Source organism: Pseudomonas azerbaijanorientalis (assembly GCF_019139795.1).
GTDB classification, from domain to species: Bacteria; Pseudomonadota; Gammaproteobacteria; order Pseudomonadales; family Pseudomonadaceae; genus Aquipseudomonas; species Aquipseudomonas laurylsulfatiphila.
On record NZ_CP077078.1, the window covers coordinates 3328684 to 3348408 of the forward strand.

Genomic DNA, 19725 nt, shown 5'->3' on the forward strand with positions numbered 1-19725 from the left:
CTTGCGGACTCAGGCCTTGGCCGCCGACAGCGGCTCGCCAACGCTGGAGGCGTTACGCTCGCTGCTGATGGCATACAGGGTCATGGCGAGGGCAGCCACCGCACCCGGCAAGGCGAACGCCATGAAGTTGAGTTGCAGTGGCAAACTGATTCCCAGCAACGCACCGCCTAACAGAGGGCCAACAATGGCTCCGTTACGGCCAATCCCCGACGCCCAGCCGAGCCCCGTGGAACGAATGGCCATGGAATAGAACTGCGCAGCACAGGCATACAGCAGGATTTGCGAACCGATGGTGGTGGCGCCAGCGATGGCGATCAGCAGGTACAACACAGGGGGTGGACTTTTGAATCCGAGCAAGGTGATCGACACCGCGGCAATGGCAAAGAACACCGCCAGTACCCTTGGAAGGTTGAGCTTATCGCCCAATACGCCCCCACCCACCGCACCGAAAATCGCGCCGAAGTTCAACACCAGCAAGAAGGACAAGCTTGAGCCGAGGCTATAACCGGCGTTGGCCATGAGTTTCGGCAGCCAGGAGCTCAAGGCATAGACCATCAATAAGCAGCAGAAAAACGCCAACCAAAGCATCAGGGTGCGCAAGGCGCGGCCTTCGCGAAACAGCTGCAACACAGGGGTGCCGATCCCCTTCACCTCAGTCATGTGCAGGATGTCGTCGGGCTGTGCGATGTAGCGTGCGTCGACCCGCTGCAGTACATTGCGCGCCTCTTCGTTGCGGCCCTGACGCAGCATGAAACCCACCGATTCCGGCAGGAAATACATGATCAACGGCAACAGCAATAACGGCAGCCCTGCCACGTAGAACACAGCCTGCCAACCGAAGCTGGGAATAAGCACAATCCCCAGGCCCGCCGAGAGCATGCCGCCCACCGAATAGCCACTGAACATGATGGCGACCAGGGTGCTGCGAATTTTCTTTGGCGCGTACTCGTTCATCAGCGCCACCACGTTGGGCATCACGCCGCCGATGCCAAGGCCGGCAATGAACCGGCAGATGCCAAACGTAGTCGGACTTGTGGCAAAGCCATTGAGCACGGTGAAGCCGCTGAAGAGCATCACGCAAAGGGTGATGGTTTTCTTGCGCCCGATCTTGTCCGACAGCGGCCCGAAAAACAGCGCACCGAACATCATGCCAAACAGCGCATAGCTGCCCAGCGCCCCAGCTTCCAGTGGGCTCAATCCCCACTCTTTCATCAGCGTCGGCAAGACCACCCCGTAGATCACCAGGTCGTAGCCGTCGAAGATGATGATCAGGGCGCACCAGAACAAAACCATCCAGTGAAAGCGGTTGAAACGTGCGTTGTCGATAACCTCGTGTACATCGATTTTTCGCATGACATCGGTCTCTTGTTGTTATTTTTTATTGTTCGTTTGGGCGTTTCAGCGTGCGGCTGTGAGCGGCGCGGGCAACGGTTCACCGATGGCGGCCGCATTGTTGCCTGCCATGCAAAGCACTGTTACGCAGGATGCAAATCAAGGGTATTGAGAGCGCGAGGGGGCCAATATCCGCTTTGCGCAGATCGCTATCCGTTTTGTGCAGGGGGTGATATCGCATCGATCTGCTGATCAATGTACTGGCGCCGCTCTTCGGAGCCTGGATCCGGCTGCGACCCTGGTTCCGGGCCTCTTGGGAACACCACCGCATTGTTGCGGCAGTGACAGGCATGACACTATGCAAGCGATTGAATCTTCATCGCACCGCAAGGACCTGTCAGTACGTGAAACTCCATCAAATCAGGGCACTGGTCGCCATCCACCAAACCGGGAGCATCAGCGAGGCCTCGCAGATCCTGCACGTCACTCAGCCCGCCATCAGCCGATCGATCAAGGATCTGGAGAGCGAGCTGGGCCTGGCTCTACTGCAGCGCTCCCACAGGGGGATGTCGCTCACTGACGAAGGCCGTCGCATCATTCGCCATGCACAGTTGACCGTCGAGAGCATGCGACGGCTGCAACTGGAGGCTGAAAACATCAAGGATATGCAGGTCGGTGAAGTCACCATCGGCGTCACGTCCCTGACTTCAGTGCTCAAAGGACTGGGGGAATGCATCGCCGGGTTCCAGGCCAAGAATCCGCGTGTACGCATCCGCCTGGTCAATCTGCGCCCCAACCAGATGCTACAGCGACTTAGGGACGGTACCCTGGATTTCGCCATTACTTCGCAGCAGCATACACAGAGACTAAACCTGGATTGGGAAGCGCTGAGCCGCATGCGGGGTCTGGTGGTCTGTCGAAAAAACAATCCGCTTCGCCACTCCCATTCGCTGCGTCAGTTGCAGTTTGCAAACTGGATCAGCCTCGATGCCATCGACGATCACTCGTCGCAGTTCTATCAAATGTTTGAAGACAACGAGATACCTCCGCCGCAGCGGATAACCGAGTGTTCATCAGTCTTGTTGGCCCTTGATCTGTTACATCACGCCGATGCGTTCATGACGCTCAGTGAAGCCGGAATGGAAAACACGTTACCCAAAGGACTCAATGAAGACCTGATGCAGGTCATGATCGAAGAAAGCATCCCTGAGTACCCCATCTATCTGGTCTGCATTGATCGCCACGCGCTGACCACAACGGCACGAGACCTTTACTACGCGATCAGAAGCGTGCTCTCGAAGAACCAGCCTATGGATGCGTCACGCTAGAGCGCAGCGGCAAGCGAGAAACTTAAGAAAAACGCAACGATATGTCCAACGGTTAAGTCAGTCCCTGTTCCTTGGGACCGACCACCCTATCTTCAAGAGCATCGAGCCAAACCCTGTGTTTGTCGCCTGAGTTGATTGCCAGGACGGCTGTGTCGCTGTCGTCAAACAGTGCGTGTGATCGATTATCGGGCGAAACCGCACCGATCTGGCGCCGAGTTTCACTGGGGCGGCTGGAGGTCATAACCAACGGTTAATCATCGAAGAAAAGCGCAAGTGTGCAGTGACAGTGTTTGCCGGATATTCGGCCCACAACAAAACTGTCACAGGAAATATCGATGACTACTCTGCAAGCGCCCCCTCTCCCCCGCACCACCGCGCCATCCGTAATAGGGTCCAGGAAAGCCACCGTCGCCTGCGCTCTAGGCAATGCGCTGGAAATGTATGACTTCACGATCTACAGCTTCTTCGCCGTGGTAATTGCAAAGAACTTTTTCCCCGCACAGTCGGCAATGGCATCGCTGCTGATGTCGCTTGCCACATTTGGCGTCGGCTTCCTCATGCGGCCGGTGGGTGCTCTTGTGATTGGTCGCTTTGCCGACCGCCGTGGCCGCAAGGCCGCTTTGAGCCTCACGATCAGTTTGATGACTTTCGGCACAGCGATGATTGCCTTCGCGCCTTCCTACCAGGACATCGGCTTGTTCGGCACCTTGATGCTGGTGGCTGGCCGCCTCATGCAGGGCTTTTCGGCAGGAGGGGAAATAGGGACTGCATCGGTGTATCTGATGGAGTCCAGCGCTACGGCAAATCGCTGTCGCAATGTGAGTTGGCAGGCTGCCAGCCAAGGCTACGCCGCCCTGGTTGGGGCCGGTCTGGGTTTACTGCTCAACAGCACGTTGAGCGCAGATGACCTTGAGAGCTGGGGTTGGCGTATCCCCTTTATGCTGGGGCTGCTCATCGGACCGCTTGGCTGGTACATCCGTCGCTGTCTGCCAGAAACCCACGAAGCTGAACCGACCAAACGCGATGGTCGACTACGCGATCACATTGACGTGCGTCACACCCTATTGGCAATCGGCCTTATGGCCAGCGCCACCATCGCCATATACCTGTTCATTTTCTATTTGCCCGCCTACCTGACTGTCACCCTGGGTTACCCGCAACGCAGCGCCTTGGCTATCGCCTGTGTGGCAAGTGCCTGTCTGGCTGTCATCACGCCTCTGGCAGGACGCTTTGCCGATCGCCACGGCCTGCGCAAAAAACTGCTGGCCTGGACGATCACCCTGCCGGTGCTACTGGCGTGGCCAGCTTTCTACCTGCTCAGTTTGAGCACCGATTTGTTCGTAGCGATGCTGGTTATCGCGATTCTGGTACTGCCTGGCTGTATCGGTTCGGGAGCCTTCTTCGCTCTGATCATGGAAGCCTTTCCGAAAAATCGCCGCGCCCTGGGTACCGCCGTCAGCTACAGCTTCGGCGTCACCCTGTTCGGCGGTTTCTCCCCGTTGATCGCCACATGGCTGACGGCGGTCCTGGATAACCCCCAGGCGCCAGCACTGTACCTGCTCGCCGGCGGCGCCATCAGTCTGGCTTGCCTGGCTGTATTCCCCGAAAACCCTGGTCGGGAGTGACCTGATGAATTCATTGACCCAAACCCAAACCCGGCCCCTTGCCGAACTGGACCTGGACGCTTTTATCCAGTTGCGCCGGGAAATCCACCAGAACCCTGAACTGGGCGCGCACACCCCGCTGACCGCCGAATTGGTGGCCGGCAAGCTCGAAGAATGGGGCTACGAAGTTCACCGCAATATCGGCGGACATGGCGTGGTCGGCGTACTGCGTCGAGGCAGCGGCACTCGCCGATTGGGCTTGCGTGCCGACATGGATGCGCTGCCTATGCAGGAGAAAAACTGCTTCGCCCATGCCAGTCGGATCGAGGGCCGCATGCACGCCTGCGGCCACGACGGCCACACGGCCATCCTGCTGGCAGCCGCATGGCGAATCGCTCAGTTGCCCGACTTCAATGGCACGCTCAACCTGATTTTCCAACCGGACGAAGAAGGACTGAGCGGCGCCAAGGCCATGATGGACGACGGTCTTTTCAGTCGGTTTCCTTGTGACGCGATTTTTGCCTTGCACAACTTGCCGGGTATTGCGCTGGGCACTGCTGTGGTCCAGGCCGGCCCAACCATGGCCTCTTCGGAATGTGTGCGTGTGTTGATCAAAGGTCGTGGCGGTCATGGAGCAATGCCCGAACGCGCTGTCGATCCGATACCGGTGCTAGCCAGCATGATCAACACAATCCAGACAGTGAAGTCGCGCAATCTCTGCGTTGATGAACACGCCGTGATCAGCATCGGCATGGTCGAAGCTGGCAGTGTTTACAACATCATTCCCGACACGGCATCGATGCTGATCAGCGTACGTACCGACACAGCGCAGACCGAAGGCAAAATCAATCAGCGCCTGGGGGAAATCGCCCAGGGCCATGAACACACGTTCGGCGTCAAAATCGAACTTGAAACTACGCAACTGGCGCCAGCACTGGTCAATACGGGGACAGAAACAGAAATGCTTCGCCAGAGCCTGGCGCCGCTGTTCAAGCCAGGCCACTTGTTGCCGCAGGCGGCGAAGATCATGGCGACAGAAGATTTCGCCTGGATGCTGACCAAAGTGCCCGGCTGCTACTTCTTCCTGGGTAACGGCGAAGGCGAATTTCATGGCTGCTCGGTGCATAACCCCCACTACGACTTCAATGACGAGCTGATTCGCATCGGCTCCGACTGCTGGCTGAAACTTGTGAAGGATTATCTCAACTGAGGTCGCAGGCTTGGGTCCACATCTTCATCGATGGTTGATGACTGCAAAGTGCTCGAGCCGCTGAACCGGCACCCCAATAACTGAACGACCACCATCAGGCCACTACGGCCTGATGGGCAAGTCGGGCTAAGTCCTGCCCGCGCAAAAACTCAATAACGATGACTCAGCGACTTACTTCTTATCTGCCCTAAAAACAACAACAGGCAAGGTCTATGTATCGCACAGATAATTTGGCGTTATTCACCGTCGGCACGCTGGCGGCCGCAATTTCTACTACCCAGGTCCATGCCCAGGAACAAGGTTTTCTGGATGACAGCTCCCTGACGCTCAATACCCGTCAGTGGTACTCACACGAGGTCGGCCACAAGGCCACTTATTTCAAACTGCAAACACCAGACGGAGTACGCAAGTTGCGTGACCGTACCGCCTGGCTGGAAGGCTTCAGGCTCGACTTCGTCTCCGGCTTTACTCAAGGACCGGTTAAGTTCGGGCTGGATCTTTCGACCTTCTCGGCAGTGGCGCTGGAGCGCAGCCGGACGGCGGCGGCAGGCGGCAGTAATCGATTGTTGGTCGACAAGGACGGCGATGTGGTCGATGACTGGAGCAAACTCGGTATCGCAGCGCTTAAGTTCAAGGTCGCCGAGACGCTGCTCAAGGTTGGCAGGCAGCAAGTCAGGACACCGATGATGTCCTACACCGATACCCGTACCTTGCCTTCATCGTTCAATGGGGTCTCCCTGGAAAGTCATGACATCGAAGGGTTGACGCTCAAATCTGGCTACTTCGACAAGGGGTCGCCGCGTACGGGAGCCGGAAGCCAGGATTTGAGTCCCACTTACGGTTCGCCCGTTGTCACCAGTGACTTCAACGCTTACGCCGGGGCCGACTATTTGTCGAGCGCTGGCTGGCGCAGCAGCGCCTATGTCTCTCGCTTCAACGATGTATGGGATCGCGAGTATCTGGGCCTGGGCAAGAAAACTAACTGGGGATCGGTCAACGTCGATGTGCAATTGGATGCCTATAACACCCGGTCCAGTGGTCGCCAAATCGGTGGCAATATCGACCAGCAGGCCTACGGCCTCAGTATTACGCCCAAGTGGCGCAACCACTCGCTGAAGATCGGTCTGCAGAAAATCAAGGGTGACGAATATTTCGATTATCCCTTCGAATCCAATGCCATCAACCTGCCCAATACCATGATGTCCTTCTTCAACGGCCCCAATGAGCACTCGATCGGGGTGTTCTACAACAACGATTGGGTCGCTTATGGTCTACCTGGTCTCAAGACTACGCTCTGGTACATCAAGGGCATGGGCATCGACGGCAGCCATTACGACGGTGGCCCGAACGGCATCTACAACTCGGTACTCAAGCAGCAGGGTGAAAGCCATTATGAAGTGGGTGTCAGTGCCAGCTACACAGTGCAATCGGGCACCTTCAAGAATATCAGCCTGATGACCAGTTATTCCTCGCACCGTGCAAGTGAATATCAACTGGAGGGCAATCTTGATGAGCTCAGGCTTATCGTCAACGTACCGATCAAGGTGTTCTAAGCCAGCCCGCGACATGTTAGCTCGATGAAATGGTGAAACGACCGCAAGGTGCAACAACCGGCCTTGCGGTCCATCCACCTGACGATTTATTCGACGTGTTCGAACTCAGCCTTTTCGCCTTTGTCGGGAATTGAGAGAGGGATGCCCTCGACACCCGAGTAGGTAACTATCACGACAGCCGCCTGATCGCCGGTTACGCCGCGATGGCTTGCTCCCACCGACTCAGCGAATGCTTGCCCGGCGGTCACCTTATGATGCGCGCCGGACGCCCTGTCCTCGATCGTTAATTCCCCTGACACCACGTAGGCCGCGTTAGGAACGGGATGGTGATGCCAAGGCAATGCCGTGTGGGGAGGAATGGTAATTTCCAGTATCGAGAGTTGCGGCTGCCCCTTGGGGTAAGGCTCATAAGGCGTCCCATCCCACGAGACACTCTCCTTCAACGCGACTTTCGCCTTGATTTCAGGTTTGTCCGCGGCGTGTGCAACGCTGGCGAGAGTGGTCGCAAGGACAAGCAGGCTGGCGAAAATATTGAGTACCTTCATGACTTCCTCATAACTGTTATTGTTTTTGAGAGGCCAGTTTCAGAGGAGGCACCGAGCAGTGTATTGAATAATACTGCGCACCTTTTGAATGAACCGTTTGATTGAATTCACGTATAGGCGTTGTGATTCACCTCGGAACTACAATGGGTCAGGTCGTTTGCCTGGATGTCTTGATACACTTCCAACAGTACCTCCAGCGGGTGCCTCAAGGTTCTGCTGGAAAGGCGCTTTACTTGGCTGCGACACGAGTACCCAGTAGCCAGCGGCTCGCCGGGCGTATCGTCTGCAAGCTTTCGTTTCCATGACTGATCAAAAATGACCCGTGATGTCGCTTGATTACGCGCTTCATGACCATAGGTGCCAGACATCCCACAGCAACCAGTCGCTTCGACACTCAGTTCTAAATTCAACCGGCGAAATACTTCAACCCATTGCTTGCTGCTCGCTGGGACATTGGTCTTCTCTGTACAGTGGGCCAGCAAACGAAACGTCCTCGGCATCTTGCAAACAGATGTTTCTGTTAATCAATCCAATAGCCACTCCTGAGGAGCGGATGCGCAGATCAAGATTCAAAGAGCAGTGAGTCCGTCGGCCAAATGGCCTTATCTCGTGCGATGCCGAGAAGTTAATAGCTGCTGCAAAATATGAGATGGAAGATGTTACCCACGGGCAGATCAAAAGATTTCATGTTCGGTGTCTGCCCTCATGCATCTGACCACGTGCATTAAGGCAGCCCTCCCTCGAGATATCAGCCCGCCTTTTCGCGGGCATCGAAGCGCTCAGGTCAATGCGTAGTAAACACCACACCCACCTGCTCGGCATACTTCAACCCAGTGAGTTCATCCTGTTTGATGATGAGGGTCTGCTGAATTGCGCATAACTGCCTATTGAAAGGGTTGGACGTCGAAGGCGTACTGGAGTCGTTGCGAAAGCAGTGAGCGGATCATCACTCACCTTAGTCTGCACGGACTTGGCTGTGCAGCTAAGCATTGGGTAGTTCTTCTTCGGTGCACATGGAGTCGTGCGTATACTTCGCTTCTTCTCAAGTGCTTAAGCTTTCCAATGAAAAAACTGTTTTCCGTAGTAGCGCTGGCCCTCTCGGTAATTACCCCCGCCTTCTCAAGCCCTCCCTCGACCTTTTCCGAGGCCAAGGTCATCGCAAAGCAGAAGATTTACCTCGACCAAGCGAACAGCTCCATGGGGGAGTTGTATTGCGGGTGCAAATGGACGTGGGTCGGTAAATCAGGTGGTCGTATCGATGCAGCGTCATGTGGACTGAAGGCCAGAAAGCACGAAATTCGAGCAGAGCGGACTGAGTGGGAACACATAGTTCCAGCCTGGACATTCGGTAACCAACGCCAATGCTGGAAGAACGGTGGTAGAGAGCACTGTGTGGACGATGATCCGGTGTTTCGAGCAATGGAAGCAGACCTGTTCAACCTCTATCCATCTGTTGGGGAGGTGAATGGTGACCGTAGCAATTTCAACTACGGCATGGCCACCGGGGTCGCGCCGCAGTATGGCCAGTGCAAGACGCGAGTTGACTTCGATCAAAGAGCAGCCGAACCACGTGATGAGGTCAAGGGGCTAGTCGCAAGGACAACCTTCTACATGTTCGACAGATACAAACTGAGCATGTCTCGTCAGCAGCAACAGCTACTGATGGCCTGGGACAAGCAGTATCCGGTTTCGTCTTGGGAGAAAGAGCGAGATCGACGCATTGCCGCGATCATGGGACATTCCAATCCATTCGTAACTGGCGAGCGCCAATGGTCGCAAGGATACAGGGCAGTTGGTGATGGGGTGGTAAGCGCCGTTCCAGTCAATCCTGCGCGGTCACCAGTCCATCCAACCCTGGCAAGTGCGAGCGGGGTAGGCTCTATCATTGGTAACCGAAAGAGCCAGGTCTATCACCTTGCCTTGGGATGCCCTGGCTATGGTCAGGTGTCTGAAAAAAATCAGGTCTCCTTCACGTCAGAATCTGAGGCCCAGGCGGCAGGATATCGAAAGGCAGGTAACTGCAAATAGTTGTTTTTAGTTGAAACCCGGCCTTGCGAAACCGAGGCCGGCACAATGGCGAACTGACCATTCTCCAGGTCGACGGATTCGATTTCATCTCCTGGACGCAGGCCAAGAGCAGCCCGTACCTGGACAGGGATAGTGATTTGGCGTTTAGAGGTGAGAGTTGCGATAGTCGTGAGGGACACCTACGCAATTAAGCACTTACATGATAGCCAAGCTGTGCGGTACAGCGGGCAGTCGCTTATGACGATCTGGCGGGTTCTCTCCATTGGCGGCGAAGCGCTGTCGTTGCTCCCAGCACGAAAATGCCTTGCGACTCGGACCGGCACTGCTACGGTGAACTGCAGCGTGGAGTTCCCATGCCTTTGGTACTTCACGTCGGAGGGAGGCCACCTATGGATAACTGCAAGCAGGCAACAGGCAAGGACGAATCCGGGGCGGATGAGCGCTTCCACTGCCTGGAGTACCTCGACGACGACTTCCCCTACTACAACGGCAAGCCCGTGGGCCTTTCAGGCAAACAATGGCTGCTGCTAATGCTTGGGGTGCTGGCCGGGTTCCTGGTGCTGATAGCGCCGTTGCCATTGTTTGCGGGAAACATTGGGCAGTTCATTCCCGCAACCCTGTTCTTCGCCATCCCGCTGGCGACGCTGGCATGTATCACTCCGCAACATTGGATGGCACTGTTCCGCAGGGTCATGGGCCGCGACATCAAATGGATGATACTGTTCGCGCTGCTCAATATCGTGGTCACCATGGTCATAGGCCTGGTGGTCATGAAGACCCTGGGTACGCACTCGAACCCGGTTTTCGCAGGGATGGCGACGCAAACACCAGTCGAGCACCTACTTTTCTTTCTCAAGACGCTGCCGCAGCTATTGGGCGAGGAGGTGCTGACGATCTTGCCATTCCTTGCACTGATGACGTTCCTGAACACGCGGTTGCACTGGTCACGCAAGGGAACGATCGTCGGTGCCTGGCTCTTGTCGGCCCTGCTCTTCGGCGCGGCGCACCTGCCGACCTATGATTGGAACATGGTGCAGGCGTTCGTCGTTATCGGCAGCGCGCGGCTGGTCCTGCTGCTGCCCTATATCATGACGAAGAACATCTGGGTCTCCACGGGCGCCCATATACTCAACGACTGGACGCTCTTCATCATCGCCCTGTTGGGCGCCATACCCCCAGGGCACTAAGGCCAAGCCGAATTGCGCGGTCGGCCGGGCCAAGCCCTGTTGGTCTGCCGGCCGCGCACGCAAGGGGCGCCTGGATGCATCAGAGGTTGCCTTCAGACCCGGTGTAACTTGCACCCTGGACTTTGCCACTGGCACTGGACAGACACGACCAAGGAGCGTCCGCGTCAGGTACGCTGATCGTCACGCCAATGCCCGCTTCGGCGGTCATGACGTCGGTCACCGAAAGTTTGCTGACGGCCACACCGGTTTTCTTCGCCACCTCGGCCAGGCAGGCCTTCTCCGCTTTGCTGGTGGCAGATGTGCCACTGGTGTTACTGGCACTCGCAGCGCCCGATGTCGCTGGCTGGCAAACCCCGTTAGCCCCGCCTTTACCGGTATAGGATACGTCCCATGACTCATCTGGATTGCGCGTGAGGGAAATCGCCACGCCAGAGCCCTTGGCTTCATAGGCGTTGTCGTTGAATTTCTTCAGTTTCGCCTCCTTGCCATTGATGAACACCGGCCCGCCCTTATCCGCATGCACGGCGATATTGGTCGGGCAGTCGTAGTTGAGCTGCGGAATATCAGCACTGGCCACAGTGGCAAACAGCAAAGTGGTGGCTCCCAACAAAAACCTGTTCATATTCATGCGACGTTCTCTTTCCGTTTGAGAGTGGTTGGGCTTACTGCACAAGCATCATGGTCATGCGACAGCGCACACAAGGCCGAAGCCAGGCGAAACGACTTGTCTCCACCTCGAAGACACGGCTTCGGCAGTATAGATGGTAGTAAGCAGTTTGAACGGCCAAACGCTCACGGCCGGATCTGGTTATCGGAAACGTGATTAGGTCGACATTGGAACAGCAAAGTACAAGAGGAATTGAACGATCACTGTGTGCTGCTGTGGGTCGAAATCAGTAGGCCGTTACAGGTAGAAAAACGGCCAAAAGACATTCAACATATCCCGCCTTCGACTCATAGAGGGCATCCCAGTATATGACATGGCCCACTTGTTAAATTATGTGCCTCCCGAACATGCGCTCTTTGACCACATCACAAGAGCCGACACCCGCCTGCATAAATTGATGTGGATCAACCGTGGCACTTCGATGTGCTGTATGTTGATAAATCAAAACTTGCTAATCAGTACCGGAGATTCTCCATGTTCTGGTTTCGCCATCGTCAACCAACGTTCATACGCCTCGCCATCGTGCTGTGGGTGTTAGCGTTTGGTGTGGCAGCGACCCAGGGATGTCTGGCACAGCCCAGCCACAATCCGGCTACAGCGCATGTCTCACTGAACACTGCGCAAGATCACGAGAGCCACGACGCCCACGCCCTGGGCTGCCTTCAGCACTGCGCCGATGCGGCGATAGCTGTAAGTCCTTCGCTCCATCTTCAAACATTTGATCTGTTCAGTTGGACGTTTCTGTTACTGATCCCTGCGTTGCTGATTTTGTTTCCCGCCAATCCCTGCGCTTTTGCCTTTCTTGCATTACGGCGCCCTGTACCGGCCAAGCCGCCTGCCCGCCTGATTTTCGTCCGTTTCAACGATTAATCCGACCTTCTGCGCGCCGATCTTCGGCGCATTGTCTGACTGCGCCAACCTGGTGCGGCCTGGTATTACCTGAGTTGTCCTCACCCTTTGGAGATTGCCATGCATGCCTCATTGAAAATAATCCTCGCCACCCTGCTGATCAGCAGCCCACTCATCGCCTCGGCAGTCGACGAGCATCACCCGGAGCAAGGGCAGACCGCGCCTGGCCAGACGAGCGAAACAGCTACGCCGATGCATAACAATGTCATGACCGAGCAAATGCAAAAAATGCAGGCTGCACACGACAAAGCAGCCGCAGCCAAGACCCCTGCCGAGCGACACGCCGCCATGCAGGAGAGCATGAAGACGATGAAGGACAGCATGGCCATGATGCATAAGAACTGTCATGGCATGGGCATGGCCGGCAACAAAGACGGCATGGAGATGGGAATGATGAACATGATGATGAAAATGATGGATCAGCAATCGAGCATGATGAACATGCCGATGAGCAAGTGACGCGCACAAGTCTGTAGTCAATGTAGCGACGGTTTACGATAGGTGGTCGCCATGATCGATCTGAACCATTTCACACCGTTGAGCGCTCTGATTGGCGGCCTGTTGATAGGCACTGCCGCTACCCTGTTCGTGCTGTTTAATGGGCGCATCGCCGGCATCAGTGGCATTGTCGGCGGTTTACTGCGCCCGTTGGCTGGTGATGTCGCCTGGCGCATTGCATTTGTCTTGGGGCTGCTCATGGCTCCGCTGCTTTACCGCATGATTGCGCCACTGCCTAATTTGCAAATCGATGCCGGTTATCCGCTATTGATTGTCGCCGGGATGTTGGTCGGCATTGGCACGCGCTATGGGGCTGGCTGCACCAGCGGTCACGGTGTCTGCGGCCTGTCGCGCTTGTCGCCGCGTTCAGGGGTGGCGACTGTAGTGTTCATGAGTGCCGGGTTTGTCACCGTCTTTGTGGTTCGCCACCTTCTGGGAGGGAATTGATCATGGCACTCTTCTTCGCCTGGATTTGCGGGCTCATATTTGGGGTCGGTTTGCTGGTTTCAGGCATGACAAACCCCGCCAAAGTGCTGGGGTTCCTGGACCTGACCGGGACGTGGGATCCCTCGCTGGCATTCGTCATGGCCGGTGCCATTGCCGTGGCTACCCTGGGCTTTTGGGTGGCAAGAAAACGAACGCGATCACTGCTTGGCTTGCCGATGAATCTGCCCACAGCTCGACACTTCGACCGACGCCTGATCATCGGCAGCCTACTATTTGGGGTCGGTTGGGGATTGGCCGGGATTTGCCCGGGCCCCTCTCTGGTGCTGTTGGGCTCGGGCATTTTCAAGGGCGCGGTGTTTGTCATGGCCATGCTGGCCGGCATGGCGCTATTCGAATGGTTTGAGCGACAAAACCGTCGTGGGTCGTCGGCTCCAGTTTCCGTGGGTAAAGCCACCTGAATTTTACCTGGAAGCTGACCATACCTACTCTACGGGCTGCTTTCACCGTCGCTGATTCCCGTGTCATGTCCTGACCCGCAGCACATAGTTACAGTGCTCTTTTCCGGTCCAGGGTCGGAAAAACGCCGAGAGGCACTGCCCACGGTGAGAGTCAAAATAAAGTTGTTTCCATAAAAGATCGTTCAGACCACTGATCAGTAATATCTGTTTTTTGACGTGCTTCCGATATGCGGTCACAACTTTCGCGCGTCTCCGAGTCCTAACAAGCTGTTCGTCGATGGAATATTGGCGTGCGCCGCTATTTAGACTGATACGGAGATAACCTAATGATTTTCAACGTACAAAGTTTTGGCGCTAAAGGCGATGGGATTACCGACGACACGGCCGCAATACAGAGTGCGATTGATGCCGCAGCTGCCGCTGGCGGTGGCCAGGTGTATATGCCAACCGGGACCTATATCGTTTCCGCAGGCGCGGAACCCTCTGACGGATGCCTGATGCTCAAGAGCAACGTCTACCTGTACGGCGACGGCATGGGCATCACCAACGTCAAAGTGGCTGACGGTTCGGATACCAAGATCACGGGGGTTATTCGCTCCGCTTATGGCGAAGAAACCCACGACTTTGGCGTCAGCAACCTCACCATCGATGGCAATCGTGACAACACAACGGGCAAGATCGATGGTTGGTTCAACGGCTTCATTCCCGGCGAAGAAGGCTACGACTCCAACGTCACCCTCGACAGTGTCGAAATCAAGGATTGCTCCGGGTACGGTTTCGACCCCCACGAGCAGACCGTCAACATGGTCATCAAGAACAGCGTGTCCCACGGCAATGGCCTGGACGGCTTCGTCGCTGATTTCCTGAGCGACAGCACCTTTGAAAACAACATCGCCTACGACAACGACCGGCACGGTTTCAACGTCGTTACCAGTACCCACGACTTCACCCTGACCAATAACATTGCCTACAACAACGGCGGTAATGGCATCGTGGTGCAGCGCGGCAGCGAGGACATCCCCTCCCCCAGCAACATAACCATTACCGGTGGCGAGGTGTACGGCAACGGCGCCGAAGGGGTGCTGATCAAGATGTCCAGCGAGGTGACTGTCAGCGGCGTCGATATTCACGACAATGCCAGCGCCGGGATTCGCATCTACGGCAGTAACCACGTTGAAATCACCGACAACACGCTCCACAACAATTCACTGGTCAGCCCCGTACCGGAAATCATCATCCAGTCCTACGACGACACCCTGGGCGTGTCAGGCAAGTACTTCAACGGCAGCGACAACACCATCCAGGGCAACATCATCAGCGGCAGCAACCTCTCGACCTACGGTGTTGCAGAACGCAATGAAGACGGCACGGATCGCAATGCCATCATCGGCAATACCATCAGTCACATCAGCAAGGGTGCCACGTTGATCTATGGTGACGGCAGCTACGTCAGCGACACGGTGCCGATGACCACTGTGCAAGGTACAGCTGGCAACGACACCCTGTTGGGCAGCGCCGAAAGCGAGATTTTCTACGGCGGGGCCGGCAACGATACGATCAATGGCGGGGCCGGTGGCGACATTCTGGTGGGCGGTGCGGGCATCGACAAACTCACCGGTGGTACCGGCGCCGATACGTTCCGTTTCGCCTCTCAGTCCGACAGCTACCGCAATGCAACCGCAAGCTTCGATGACACTGTGACCGACTTCGACGTCACCCAGGACAAGATCGACCTGGCTGGCCTGGGCTTCACCGGCCTGGGTAATGGCCGTGGTGGCACCCTGCAGGTCAGCTACAGCACCAGCAACGACCGCACTTACATCAAGGACTACGATGCCGACGCCAGCGGCAATCGCTTCGAGTTGATTCTCTCGGGCAACCTCGCCAGCACCCTGACCGCCAGCAACTTCATTTTCAATCGGGTGGTCACCGGCACCAGCGCCAGCGACGCGTTGCTGGGCAGCGATTCGGCCGACACCCTGCTCGGCCTCGCAGGAAACGACAATCTCAGTGGCGGCGCGGGCGACGACAAGCTCGACGGCGGCGCCGGGATGGACAGCCTCACCGGTGGCGCCGGGGCGGACACTTTTGTGTTCTCCAATCGCCTGGACAGTTACCGCAACTACAACACCGGCGGTGCCAACCTTAGCGACCTGATCACCGATTTCGATGTCAGCAACGACAAGATCGACCTGTCGGCCATCGGATTTACCGGCCTGGGGGATGGCAAGAACAACACCGTGTACCTGGTGCTCAACAGCACCGGCACCAAGACTTACATCAAGTCCTTGACCGCCGACGCCAATGGCAATCGTTTTGAGGTGACGCTGGCCGGCAACTACCTCGACAAACTGACCAGCGCCAACTTCGTCTTCGCCACGTCGTCACCAACCAACCAGGCGCCGGTGCTGGCCACGCCGCTGCTGGATCAGAGCGCGACCGAAAGTACAGCGTTCAGTTACGTGATCCCGGCCACCAGCTTCACCGATCCGGATAACGACAGCCTCAGCTACACCGCCAAGCTGGCCAATGGCAGCGCCCTGCCCGGCTGGCTCACATTCGATGCCGCCACTCGCACGTTCAGTGGCACACCCAACGACACCGCGTCGGGCACTTACTCCATCCTGGTCACCGCGACCGATGGCAGCAACGCCACCGTCAGCGACAGCTTCACCCTCGCCGTGCAGGACGTACCCGCGGGCCCCACGGTGATCAATGGTACCCCGAACAACGACACCCTCACTGGCACCGCAGCCAACGAGCAACTGCAAGGTGGCGCAGGTAATGACACGCTCAATGGTGGCGCGGGCAACGACATCCTTATCGGTGGCACCGGGGTGGACAAGCTCACCGGCGGCGCGGGTGCCGATGTGTTCCGCTATACCTCGAAACTCGACAGTTACCGCACCAGTTCCACGAGCGTCAGCGACCAAATCCTCGATTTCGACGTGAGCGCCGACAAGATCGATGTCTCGGCACTCGGCTACACGGCGCTGGGCAATGGTCTGAACGGTACGCTGCAACTGACCTACAGTGCGTCGACCAACCGTACTTACCTCAAGGATCTCACCGTCGACGCCAACGGCAATCGCTTTGAGTTGTCGATGGCGGGCAATCTGGTGAGCAGCCTGACGGCGAGTCATTTTGTCTTCGCCGACCAGAACACTCCAGGCAATGCGGTGCCAGTGGTGGCCATTCCCCTGCTCGACCAGAACGCCACCGAAAGCACGCCGTTCAATTACACCGTGACCCATGACAGTTTCACCGACGCCGACCAGGATGCGTTGGTCTATACCGCGACCCTCGCCGACGCAAGCGCCCTGCCCACATGGCTGAGCTTCAATGCCACCAGCCTGACGTTCAGCGGCACGCCGATCAGCACTGCGGCCGGAAACTACAATGTACTGGTCAAGGCCACCGATCCTTCGGGTGCCTCGGTCAGCGACAGCTTCGCCCTGACGGTGGCTGATGCGCCAGCCAGTACCCTCGTCGGCACCGATAATGCCGATACGCTCAACGGCACGGCAGGTGCTGACCTGATCCTGGGCAACGGTGGCAATGACACGATCAAGGCTGGCACCGGGGCAGACATCATCGACGGTGGTGCCGGACGCGACTCGCTGTATGGCGGCGATGGGGCTGACAACTTCCGCTACACCAACGCACTCGACAGTTACCGCGATTACGACGCCGGCGGCATCACTGCCACCGACACGATTTATGACTTCACTGCTGGCGTCGACAAGATCGATGTGTCGGGCCTGGGCTTTCTCGGTCTCGGCGATGGCAGCAATCACACGCTGTACACGACACTCAACGCGGCCGGCGACAAGACCTACATCAAATCCGCCGACGCGGATGCCAATGGCAACCGTTTTGAAATCGCCCTCAACGGCAACTACCTCAACACCCTCACCGCCAGCGACTTCGTGTTTGGCGAGCGCGCCCAACAGGACATTCTCTACCTGCCCACGCTCGGTCAATCCAATGCGCGCCTGCTGCGCATGACAGAGGATGACGATCAGTCCGGCACCTCGATGCTGGTCAAAGACCTGGACCGCTACACCCCCTATGACGTACGCAGCCAGTTCACCGATGCCGACGGCAACGGCATCGACATCGCGGTGGGAGGTAGCACGGTCAACGGCCTGTCGACCCTGGGCGCCGAAGAGCTCAAGTTGTGCTGGTGGTTGACTGACACCAACCAACCAGGGCCTGCACTGTTGCGTGCCGTCGCGTTGCTGGGGGACCAGCTCGCCGAACTGCAATCGATCGATAACGTCACCATGGGCATCATTTGGGGCCAGGGCGAGGAAGCTGCCCAGGAGATCGCGCGTGCCACGGACAAAACAGCGGCGGCCGCTGCCTACAAGGACGCCACCCTGAAGGTGTTCGATTACCTGCATGCCCAGTTCGGCAACTTCAACGTGTACATCATGGAAACCGGCCACTATCAGGAGGATGCGGCACGTGCCCGGGGCTATTCCGAAGAAAAGATAGCCTCCATCGTCGAGGGCGTAGGCTATGTTCGCGCCGTCCAGGAAGTCATCGCCACCGAACGTGCCGATGTCAAGCTGGCGGTGGACTACACTGACCTGCCCTTGCGCTACGAAGTCGATCCGCTGGTGTATCCCGATGACGTCTGGCACCTGCACGAGGAATCGGCGGAAATCGTCGGCCAGCGCCTGGCCGACTACATCGCCGCAGACCTTGGCTTTCAAGGCAACCCGGACGACAACAATAGTGTTCAGGACATTTTCGACAACGCTCAGAACCAGGGCGGCATGATCTCCGGCACTGACCAGGCCGATACCCTGGTGGGCAGTCCGGGCAATGACACACTGGATGGCGACTTGGGCGCCGACTCCATGACCGGTGGCGATGGCAACGACATCTATCTGGTCGACAACGCGTCCGACAGCGTGGTGGAAACCAATACCTCGGCCTCGCAGATCGATACGGTGCAGGCATCAGTCAGCTGGACCCTGGGCGCCAATCTCGAGAACCTCGTTCTCACCGGTGTCTCGGAGATCGACGGCAGCGGTAACGCGCTGCGCAACTTCATCACCGGCAATGCCGCCGCCAACGTGCTCAATGGTGGCGCAGAGGCCGACAGCATGAGTGGTGGTGATGGCAACGACACTTACTATGTCGACAACGCCGACGACAGCGTGATCGAGACCCAGGGCAACGTGTTGCCCGGAGGGGTCGACAGTGTGCGCAGCAGCCTGGGGACCTATACCCTTGGCGCCCATGTCGAGAATCTGTACATCGAGAACCCGGGCGCCGCCAATGGCACGGGCAACGCGTTGGACAACACGCTGTTCGCCGCTGCCGGCAACAACGTGCTGGACGGGCGCGAGGGAAATGACACCGTGTCTTTTGAACGCGCTCTGTCCGGTGTCACCGCCAACCTCTCGACCTCAGTGCAACAAAACACCGGGGGATCGGGGCTCGACACCTTGAAATTCTTCGAAAACCTGACGGGAAGTGCCTACGCAGACAGTCTGTCGGGCAACAGCGCCGCGAACGTCCTGAACGGTGGTGCGGGCAATGACACGCTCGTGGGCGGTTCCGGCGATGACCGGTTGATCGGCGGTGCAGGCACCGACAATCTCACCGGTGGCACTGGTGCGGATACCTACGCATTTGGTGCGCTGTCGGACATGGGCGTCGGTGCTTCGCGTGATGTGCTCAACGGTTTCAAGAGCATCGAAGGCGATCATCTGGACTTCTCCGGCCTGGACGCCAACCCGTTGACCGGCACTGTCGATGCCTTCACCTTCATCGCCAGCAACGCTTTCGACCCTGCCAACGCCACCGGCCAAGTGCGCTTTGCCGATGGCATTCTCTACGGCAGTGTCGACGCCGACGCCACCCCCGAGTTCGAATTCGCACTGCTGGGCGTCAAGGAGTTGCACGCCAGCGATTTCACCGCCTGAGTCCAGACCATAATTGG

General features: G+C 57.3%; 13 protein-coding genes and 3 pseudogenes. 11 read left to right on the forward strand and 5 right to left on the reverse strand.

The annotated features are described in order from the left end of the window. Positions 1-9: 9 nt before the first annotated feature. On the reverse strand, positions 10-1353 hold the full coding sequence (locus KSS91_RS14800) for an MFS transporter (RefSeq protein ID WP_217835199.1): 1344 nt from the start codon (positions 1351-1353) through the stop codon (positions 10-12). A 383-nt stretch (positions 1354-1736) separates the two neighbouring features. Between KSS91_RS14800 and KSS91_RS14805 the strand changes: the two genes are divergently transcribed. The 4 genes from KSS91_RS14805 to KSS91_RS14820 all read left to right on the forward strand — a co-directional run bounded on the left by KSS91_RS14805 (position 1737) and on the right by KSS91_RS14820 (position 7027). Next, positions 1737-2660 carry a LysR family transcriptional regulator gene (locus KSS91_RS14805; RefSeq protein ID WP_007980464.1) on the forward strand — a complete coding sequence of 308 codons (924 nt, stop codon included), beginning with the start codon at positions 1737-1739 and terminating at the stop codon, positions 2658-2660. Between the two features lie 335 nt (positions 2661-2995). Further along, on the forward strand, positions 2996-4285 hold the full coding sequence (locus KSS91_RS14810; RefSeq protein ID WP_217835200.1) for an MFS transporter: 1290 nt from the start codon (positions 2996-2998) through the stop codon (positions 4283-4285). Positions 4286-4289: 4 nt separating this feature from the next. After that, on the forward strand, positions 4290-5474 hold the full coding sequence (locus tag KSS91_RS14815) for a M20 aminoacylase family protein (RefSeq protein ID WP_217835201.1): 1185 nt from the start codon (positions 4290-4292) through the stop codon (positions 5472-5474). A 212-nt stretch (positions 5475-5686) separates the two neighbouring features. After that, complete coding sequence (locus KSS91_RS14820) at positions 5687-7027, forward strand: OprD family outer membrane porin (RefSeq protein ID WP_217835202.1); 1341 nt, start codon at positions 5687-5689, stop codon at positions 7025-7027. Between the two features lie 86 nt (positions 7028-7113). Here KSS91_RS14820 and KSS91_RS14825 read toward each other — a convergent pair whose 3' ends face one another. Next, the gene (locus tag KSS91_RS14825; protein WP_217835203.1) at positions 7114-7572 is read right to left on the reverse strand and encodes a cupin domain-containing protein; all 459 of its coding nucleotides are present in this window, start codon (positions 7570-7572) and stop codon (positions 7114-7116) included. 107 nt (positions 7573-7679) lie between these two features. Further along, positions 7680-8120, reverse strand: a pseudogene (locus tag KSS91_RS28250) (hypothetical protein); the annotation flags it as partial. A gap of 514 nt (positions 8121-8634) precedes the next feature. On the opposite strand from KSS91_RS28250, the gene KSS91_RS14830 reads away from it, so the two are divergent. Next, positions 8635-9600, forward strand: a complete 966-nt coding sequence (locus KSS91_RS14830) for an endonuclease (RefSeq protein ID WP_217835204.1) — start codon at positions 8635-8637, stop codon at positions 9598-9600. A 32-nt stretch (positions 9601-9632) separates the two neighbouring features. On the opposite strand, the pseudogene KSS91_RS28255 reads toward KSS91_RS14830, so the two are convergent. Next, positions 9633-9779, reverse strand: a pseudogene (locus tag KSS91_RS28255) (AbrB/MazE/SpoVT family DNA-binding domain-containing protein); the annotation flags it as partial. Between the two features lie 210 nt (positions 9780-9989). On the opposite strand from KSS91_RS28255, the gene KSS91_RS14840 reads away from it, so the two are divergent. Then, positions 9990-10787, forward strand: a complete 798-nt coding sequence (locus KSS91_RS14840; RefSeq protein ID WP_217835206.1) for a CPBP family intramembrane glutamic endopeptidase — start codon at positions 9990-9992, stop codon at positions 10785-10787. 343 nt (positions 10788-11130) lie between these two features. Here the strand turns inward: KSS91_RS14840 and KSS91_RS14845 are convergent. Further along, a pseudogene (locus tag KSS91_RS14845) lies at positions 11131-11409 on the reverse strand (hypothetical protein); the annotation flags it as partial. Between the two features lie 519 nt (positions 11410-11928). On the opposite strand from KSS91_RS14845, the gene KSS91_RS14850 reads away from it, so the two are divergent. From KSS91_RS14850 to KSS91_RS14870, 5 genes are all read left to right on the forward strand, one after another. Further along, on the forward strand, positions 11929-12324 hold the full coding sequence (locus tag KSS91_RS14850; RefSeq protein ID WP_217835207.1) for a hypothetical protein: 396 nt from the start codon (positions 11929-11931) through the stop codon (positions 12322-12324). Positions 12325-12423: 99 nt separating this feature from the next. After that, positions 12424-12822 (forward strand): hypothetical protein, encoded by a 399-nt coding sequence (locus KSS91_RS14855; protein WP_217835208.1) that lies wholly within the window; start codon positions 12424-12426, stop codon positions 12820-12822. Positions 12823-12873: 51 nt separating this feature from the next. Continuing rightward, complete coding sequence (locus tag KSS91_RS14860; protein WP_217835209.1) at positions 12874-13308, forward strand: YeeE/YedE family protein; 435 nt, start codon at positions 12874-12876, stop codon at positions 13306-13308. A gap of 2 nt (positions 13309-13310) precedes the next feature. Continuing rightward, positions 13311-13766: a YeeE/YedE family protein gene (locus KSS91_RS14865; protein WP_217835210.1), complete on the forward strand. Its 456-nt coding sequence runs from the start codon at positions 13311-13313 to the stop codon at positions 13764-13766. A 326-nt stretch (positions 13767-14092) separates the two neighbouring features. Further along, entirely contained in the window at positions 14093-19708 is a 5616-nt protein-coding gene (locus KSS91_RS14870; protein ID WP_217835211.1) for a putative Ig domain-containing protein, read from the forward strand. The last annotated feature ends 17 nt before the right edge of the window (positions 19709-19725 follow it).

What these genes read in the sequence shown, in the direction of transcription:
- KSS91_RS14810 (WP_217835200.1), top strand. Translation starts at nt 2,996, where the DNA reads ATGACTACTCTGCAAGCGCCCCCTCTCCCCCGCACCACCGCGCCATCC.
- KSS91_RS14825 (WP_217835203.1), bottom strand. Translation starts at nt 7,572, where the DNA reads ATGAAGGTACTCAATATTTTCGCCAGCCTGCTTGTCCTTGCGACCACT.
- KSS91_RS14855 (WP_217835208.1), top strand. Translation starts at nt 12,424, where the DNA reads ATGCATGCCTCATTGAAAATAATCCTCGCCACCCTGCTGATCAGCAGC.
- KSS91_RS14860 (WP_217835209.1), top strand. Translation starts at nt 12,874, where the DNA reads ATGATCGATCTGAACCATTTCACACCGTTGAGCGCTCTGATTGGCGGC.
- KSS91_RS14865 (WP_217835210.1), top strand. Translation starts at nt 13,311, where the DNA reads ATGGCACTCTTCTTCGCCTGGATTTGCGGGCTCATATTTGGGGTCGGT.
- KSS91_RS14850 (WP_217835207.1), top strand. Translation starts at nt 11,929, where the DNA reads ATGTTCTGGTTTCGCCATCGTCAACCAACGTTCATACGCCTCGCCATC.
- KSS91_RS14840 (WP_217835206.1), top strand. Translation starts at nt 9,990, where the DNA reads ATGGATAACTGCAAGCAGGCAACAGGCAAGGACGAATCCGGGGCGGAT.
- KSS91_RS14830 (WP_217835204.1), top strand. Translation starts at nt 8,635, where the DNA reads ATGAAAAAACTGTTTTCCGTAGTAGCGCTGGCCCTCTCGGTAATTACC.
- KSS91_RS14800 (WP_217835199.1), bottom strand. Translation starts at nt 1,353, where the DNA reads ATGCGAAAAATCGATGTACACGAGGTTATCGACAACGCACGTTTCAAC.
- KSS91_RS14820 (WP_217835202.1), top strand. Translation starts at nt 5,687, where the DNA reads ATGTATCGCACAGATAATTTGGCGTTATTCACCGTCGGCACGCTGGCG.
- KSS91_RS14870 (WP_217835211.1), top strand. Translation starts at nt 14,093, where the DNA reads ATGATTTTCAACGTACAAAGTTTTGGCGCTAAAGGCGATGGGATTACC.
- KSS91_RS14815 (WP_217835201.1), top strand. Translation starts at nt 4,290, where the DNA reads ATGAATTCATTGACCCAAACCCAAACCCGGCCCCTTGCCGAACTGGAC.